Origin of the sequence: Halomonas sp. SIMBA_159, assembly GCF_046536035.1 — a bacterium.
Classification (GTDB): Bacteria; Pseudomonadota; Gammaproteobacteria; order Pseudomonadales; family Halomonadaceae; genus Vreelandella; species Vreelandella venusta_A.
The window spans coordinates 1-249 of the sequence record NZ_JAWJBT010001192.1 but is presented as its reverse complement, the minus strand read 5'-3'; the positions used below and the strand labels follow the sequence as shown (position 1 = coordinate 249).

Genomic DNA, 249 nt, shown 5'->3' with positions numbered 1-249 from the left:
ACTTAAAGGAAGACGAAGCAGCCGCGCCGGTTATCGGGTCCGCTATCTACAGCCCGCCTCCGAACATTGCGGAAATCGCTTCGCATGTTGAAGTGGTCAAAGATATTCGCTACCACGCGTCTGACAACGCCTTCTTGGACCTCTATTACCCCAAGGATGCTACTGGGCCCTTGCCCGTTGTCTTATGGGTTCACGGCGGCGGTTTTATCGGAGGATCGAAAGACAGCCGGCAGGATTATGGCATGACAC

At 54.6% G+C, this 249-nt stretch carries 1 pseudogene; it reads left to right on the top strand.

Annotation, left to right across the window (positions count from 1 at the left end):
* Window positions 1-249: pseudogene (locus tag R0J87_RS23035) on the top strand (hypothetical protein); the annotation flags it as partial.